At 74.7% G+C, this 5,524-nt stretch carries 5 protein-coding genes; all 5 read left to right on the forward strand.

Features of this window, described 5'->3' with window-relative positions:
• Positions 1–360: 360 nt before the first annotated feature.
• Entirely contained in the window at positions 361–576 is a 216-nt protein-coding gene (locus tag NBZ85_RS26910; RefSeq protein ID WP_261557824.1) for a hypothetical protein, read from the forward strand.
• 17 nt (positions 577–593) lie between these two features.
• Complete coding sequence (locus NBZ85_RS26915) at positions 594–1,469, forward strand: TlyA family RNA methyltransferase (RefSeq protein ID WP_261562841.1); 876 nt, start codon at positions 594–596, stop codon at positions 1,467–1,469.
• Entirely contained in the window at positions 1,466–2,353 is an 888-nt protein-coding gene (locus NBZ85_RS26920; protein WP_261557827.1) for an NAD kinase, read from the forward strand. The genes NBZ85_RS26915 and NBZ85_RS26920 overlap by 4 nt, the downstream gene beginning before the upstream one ends.
• A 74-nt stretch (positions 2,354–2,427) precedes the next feature.
• Complete coding sequence (gene recN / locus NBZ85_RS26925) at positions 2,428–4,182, forward strand: DNA repair protein RecN (RefSeq protein ID WP_261562840.1); 1,755 nt, start codon at positions 2,428–2,430, stop codon at positions 4,180–4,182.
• Between the two features lie 84 nt (positions 4,183–4,266).
• The gene (locus NBZ85_RS26930) at positions 4,267–5,220 is read left to right on the forward strand and encodes an aldo/keto reductase (RefSeq protein WP_261557830.1); all 954 of its coding nucleotides are present in this window, start codon (positions 4,267–4,269) and stop codon (positions 5,218–5,220) included.
• Positions 5,221–5,524 lie beyond the last annotated feature (304 nt).

A 5,524-nucleotide genomic window follows, 5' to 3' on the forward strand; every position in this document is an offset into this window, starting at 1 on the left:
GCTCGGGGCGGGCGGCCCTCGGCGGCGAGCCGGTCCAGACGGGCGGCGATGGTGTGGAACGCGGACTCACACTGTGACCTGTCGGCCATCGGCGGATCCGGCCTCCTTCGGCTCGGTTCGGGGCCCCCGTCGGCGGGGGCCCTCCCATGGTGCCTCCCCCTGGGCGGCAGATGTCCCCAGGACGGCCCGCTCGGGGCACGCGGCGCGTCCCCGCCTGGCTGGCCGCCACCGCGCCGGGATGTGCAGGCCGCCGCGGGGCGCCCCGCGGCGCGCCCCGCGGCGGGTCACGAGATACGTCGCATGACCCACGTTGCGGGGGAGGCGTCGCACCATCGACGCAGAATGCGGGAGGCTGACACAGTGAGCACCGAGAACCTGCCCGCCGAGATCCGGGACGCGCTTGCGCGGCTGGAAACCCTCGACGTCGTGGCGACGTCGGAACATGTGGAGGTCTTCGAGGAGATGAACCGCCGACTGGCCGACGCCCTGGCCGACCTGGACGGGTCGGGTGGCGGCGCGGTGGCCGAGGCCGATCGGGTGCAACCGCGGCCGGGTCCGATCCGGCCGGTTCGGTGAGTCGAGCAGGGGGCGTGGTGTCCCGTCGCGTACGCCTGGACAGCGAGCTCGTCCGGCGCGGTCTCGCCCGCTCGCGCGAGCAGGCCGTGGCCGCGATCAGTGCCGGGCGGGTCCTGGTCGGCGGCATCCCGGCGACGAAGGCCGCCACCGTCGTCGACGGTACGACGTCGATCGCCGTGTCCGAGAGCGACGACCCTGGTTGGGCGTCGCGCGGAGCACACAAGCTGCTCGGTGCCTTCGCCGCCTTCGGTGTCCCCGCCTTCGACGCCGAGCCGGCCGAGGCGGTCGAGGCGGCTCCGGGGGGGCCGCTGGTGGTGGCCGGGCGGCGTTGCCTCGACGTGGGGGCGTCCACCGGGGGGTTCACCGATGTGCTGCTGCGCCACGGCGCGGCGTCGGTCGTGGCGGTCGACGTCGGCTACGGGCAGCTGCTGTGGCGGCTGCGGTCGGACCCGCGGGTGCGGGTGCTCGACCGGGTCAACGCCCGCGCGTTGACCCCGGCCGAGGTCGGCGAGCCGGTCGAGCTGGTCGTCGGGGATCTGTCGTTCATCCCGCTGCGGTTGGTGCTGCCGGCGCTGCGGGGATGCGCGGCGCCGGATGCCGACTTCGTGCTTCTGGTCAAACCGCAGTTCGAGGTGGGGCGGGAGCGACTCGGCGCCGGCGGCGTGGTCCGCGATCCGGCGCTGCACGCCGAGGTGGTGCGCGAGGTCGCCGCCGTCGCGGGCGGCCTCGGCCTCGGCGTTCGGGGCGTGACCGCGAGTCCGCTGCCCGGCCCGGCCGGCAATGTGGAGTACCTGCTCTGGCTCGCCGCGGGGGCGCCGCCGCTCGACGACGCCGCGCTCGTCCACGCGATTGAGGCCGGCCCGGCCGGGAGCCGACCGGAGCGTCCGGCATGACCCGGGAGATCCTCGTCGTCACCCATCCGCGCCGTTCGATCGTGCGGGAGAGCGCCCAGCGGGTGATCGAGGGACTGGCCGCCGCCGGGGTGTCGCCGCGGGTGCTGCGCGACGAGGCCGAGCAGCTCGACCTCACCGGCGCGACCATCGTCCCGCACGACTCCGACGCCGCGGTCGGGGTGGAGATGGTGCTCGTCCTCGGCGGCGACGGCAGCCTGCTGCGCGGCGCGGAGTTCGCCCGCGGTGCCGACGTCCCGCTGCTCGGCGTCAACCTCGGCCATGTCGGTTTCCTCGCCGAAGCCGAACCGGACGCGCTGGAGTCCACCATCGACCACGTCGTCCGCAAGGACTACACGGTGGAGGACCGGATGACCGTCGACGTGACGGTCCGCCGCCGCGGCGAGGTTACCTACTCCGGCTGGGCGCTCAACGAGATGTCGCTGGAGAAGGCCGAACGGGCGCGGATGCTCGAATGCGTCCTGGAGATCGACGGCCGTCCGCTGTCCCGGTGGGGCTGCGACGGGGTGATCTGCTCGACGCCCACCGGGTCGACGGCGTATGCGTTCTCCGTCGGCGGCCCGGTGATGTGGCCGGGGGTCGAGGCGCTGCTCGTCGCCCCGATCAGCGCGCATGCGCTGTTCGCCCGGCCGCTCGTGCTCGCGCCGAGTGCCACCGTCGCCGTGGAGATCCTGGAGCCGGTGCCCGGCGTCCTCTACTGCGACGGGCGGCGCCTCGCCGAGGTGCCGCCCGAGTCGCGGGTCGAGGTTGTCCGCGGCCGGCGGCCGGTGCGCCTCGCCGTGGTGCGTCCGCTGCCGTTCACCGACCGGCTCGTCGCCAAGTTCGACCTGCCCGTGGCGGGCTGGCGGGGTCGCAACGAGCGGTGAGCGTGCGCCGGCGGCGGTGCGGATGTCCACCGGAGGATGTCGGCGGACCCGGTGGGACGGCTAGAGTTCGGGGCGTGCTCGAGGAGATTCGCATCCGCGGCCTCGGGGTCATCGACGACGCTGCCCTCGATCTCGCCGCCGGCCTGACCGTGGTCAGCGGCGAGACCGGTGCCGGCAAGACCATGATCGTGCAGGGCCTGGGCCTGCTCGCCGGCGGCCGGGCCGACTACGGTCTGGTCCGGCCGGGGGTGGAGCGGGCGTTCGTCGAGGGGCGCCTGGTCATCCCGGTGGACTCCGCGGTCGCCGAACGGGTCCGCGACGTCGGCGGCGACCTCGAGGACGACCCCGGCGGCGCCGTCCTCGTCGTCGGCCGGACGTTGACGTCGGAGGGCCGGTCCCGGGCGCAGGTGGCGGGCCGCTCGGTGCCGGCGAGCCTGCTCGCGGAGATCGCCGAGGACCTCATCGCCGTGCACGGCCAGTCCGAGGCGCAGCGGCTGCTGCGCCCGTCCACCCAGCGCGCGGCGCTGGACCGCTTCGCCGGCGCCGCCGTCGCCGAACCGCTGGCCCGCTACGCGGTGGTGTACGCGGAGCTGAACCGGACCGCCCGGGCGCTCGCGGAAGTCACCGAACGGTCCCGGGAACGCGAGCAGGAGGCCGAGTTGCTGCGGATCGGCCTCGCCGAGGTGGAACGGGTCGAACCCGCGCCTGGCGAGGACGTCGCCCTCGATGCGGAGCTGACGAAGCTCGAACACGCCGAGACGCTGGTGCGCTCCGCCCGCACGGCGCACGCGGCGCTGCTCAGCGACCCGGCGTCCGGCTCCGACGACCCCGGCGCCGTCGACCTGGTCTCCGTCGCCCGCCGCGTCATCGCCGGCGACGCCGATCTCGACGCCGACCTCGCCGCTCTCGGCGCCCGGCTGACCGAGGTCGGCATGCTGCTCGCCGACGTCGCCGCCGATCTCGCCTCCTACGCCGAGAGCATCGACGCCGACCCGGAGCGTCTCGCCGACGCCCAGGACCGCAAGGCCGCCCTGACCGGCCTGACCCGCGCGCACGGCACCGACATCGACGGCGTACTCGCCTGGGCCGACCAGGCCGGCCGCCGGCTGTTGGAGCTCGACGGCGCCGGCGAGAGCGCCGAGACCCTCACCGCCCGCCGCGACGAGCTGACCGTCGAGCTCGCCGGCCTTGCCGTCACGGTCAGCGAGGCCCGGTCGGCGGCGGCGGCGCGCTTCGGCGAGTCGGTCGCCGCCGAACTCGCCGGCCTCGCGATGCCCCGCGCCCGCGTCGAGGCCGCCGTGGCGCAGCGAGACGATCCCGCGGGCCTGCCCGTCGGCGACCGGCGCGTCGCCTTCGGCCCGGCCGGTGTCGACGACGTCGAGCTGCGCCTCATCCCGCATCCCGGTGCCCCACCCCGGGCGGTGCAGAAAGGCGCCTCCGGCGGCGAGCTGTCCCGGGTGATGCTCGCCATCGAGGTCGTCCTCGCCGCCGGCGACGCCGGCTCCACGATGGTCTTCGACGAGGTCGACGCGGGCGTCGGCGGCCGCGCCGCCGTCGAGATCGGCCGCCGTCTCGCCCGCCTCGCCCGCACCCACCAGGTCATCTGCATCACCCACCTGCCGCAGGTCGCCGCGTTCGCAGACCGCCACCTCGTCGTCCACAAGGCCGACGACGGCTCCGTCACCCGCAGCGGCGTCATCACCCTCGACGACGCCGGTCGCGTCCGCGAGCTGTCCCGGATGCTCGCCGGCCAGGAGGAGAGCACCCTGGCCCGCGGCCACGCCGAGGAACTCCTCGCCGCCGCCGCCGCCGACAAGGCCCAGCCGTAGGGCGCGGAGCTTGTCCTAGCGCGCACTCCAACACCTAGGGTTACCCGCTGACGGGGCACGGACCGGCGAGCAGGGAGCAGCGGCATGCATGAGGTGAACCTCGGTGGACTGAACGTCTCGGCCCAGGGGCTGGGCTGCATGGGGATGAGCGAGTGGTACGGCGCCACCGACTGGGACGAGTCGATTGCGACCATCCACCGGGCGCTCGAGCTGGGTGTCACGTTCCTGGACACCGCCGACGTCTACGGGGCGGGGCACAACGAGGTACTGGTCGGGCGGGCCATCCACGACCGCCGGGACCAGGTGCAACTGGCCACCAAGTTCGGCATCGACCGCTCCGGCGGCGACGGCGCCCGGGTCGTGCGCGGGGAGCGGGCCTACGTTCGGCGCTCCTGCGAGGCCTCGCTGCTGCGGCTCGGCGTGGACGTCATCGACCTGTACTACCTGCACCGGCCGCCGCAGACCGCCGAGATCGAGGAGACCGTCGGGGCGATGGGCGAGCTCGTCGCGGAAGGCAAGGTGCGCTACCTCGGGCTGTCCGAGGTCGACGGCGCGTTGCTGCGGCGGGCGCATGCCGTGCACCCGATCGCGGCGGTCCAGAGCGAGTACTCGCTGTGGACCCGCGATCCCGAGACGACCGTCGTCGACGCCCTGCGCGAGCTGAACGTCGGGCTGGTGCCCTACTCCCCGCTCGGTCGGGGCTTCCTCACCGCGACCGTCGATGGTGCCGCTCTCGGCGAGCGCGACTTTCGCGCCCGCAGCCCGCGCTTCGCCGGTGCAGCCGGCGAGGCGAACCGCGGGATCGCGCAGGCAGTCGCCGAGGTCGCGGCCCGCAGGAACGTTCCCGCGGCGCAGGTAGCCCTCGCCTGGGTGCACGGGCAGGCCGGACGGCTCGGTGTCCCGGTGGTCCCGATCCCCGGCACCAAGCGCCGCCGCTGGCTGGAGCAGAACGCCGGCGCGCCCGACCTCACCCTGGACGCCGACGACCTGGCCGTGCTCGACGGTCTCGACGCCCAGGTGGTCGGCGCCCGCTACTGAATTCGCGTGTCGGAAACGGTGGTCGGGCGAGGCCACCGTCTGGGCGAGCGCTCCGAACGACGGGGTTCCGGACCGGCTGGAGAAGTAGCCGGCCCGAAGCCGTCAGCGCGCCGTGATGATGAACGTGTGCGGTGAATTCGCCGGTCGGGCATCAGCGTGGCGAGCGCGAAACCGTGTCCGGGCCCAGCCTTCGGCAACCATGGTGTTCTGCGGAACCGCGCCCCGGTCCTCGCGTCTGCGCGATCGTTCGCCGGGGCCCGGGCCGGGGCCGGGGCCGGGGTCCGTCCGATTGTTACCTACGGTG

The organism is Frankia tisae, from assembly GCF_025403405.1.
In the GTDB taxonomy this organism is placed as follows: Bacteria; Actinomycetota; Actinomycetes; order Frankiales; family Frankiaceae; genus Frankia; species Frankia tisai.

Excerpts from the sequence above, each read along its gene's own strand:
- NBZ85_RS26930 (WP_261557830.1), top strand. The coding sequence starts at position 4,267 with ATGCATGAGGTGAACCTCGGTGGACTGAACGTCTCGGCCCAGGGGCTG.
- NBZ85_RS26920 (WP_261557827.1), top strand. The coding sequence starts at position 1,466 with ATGACCCGGGAGATCCTCGTCGTCACCCATCCGCGCCGTTCGATCGTG.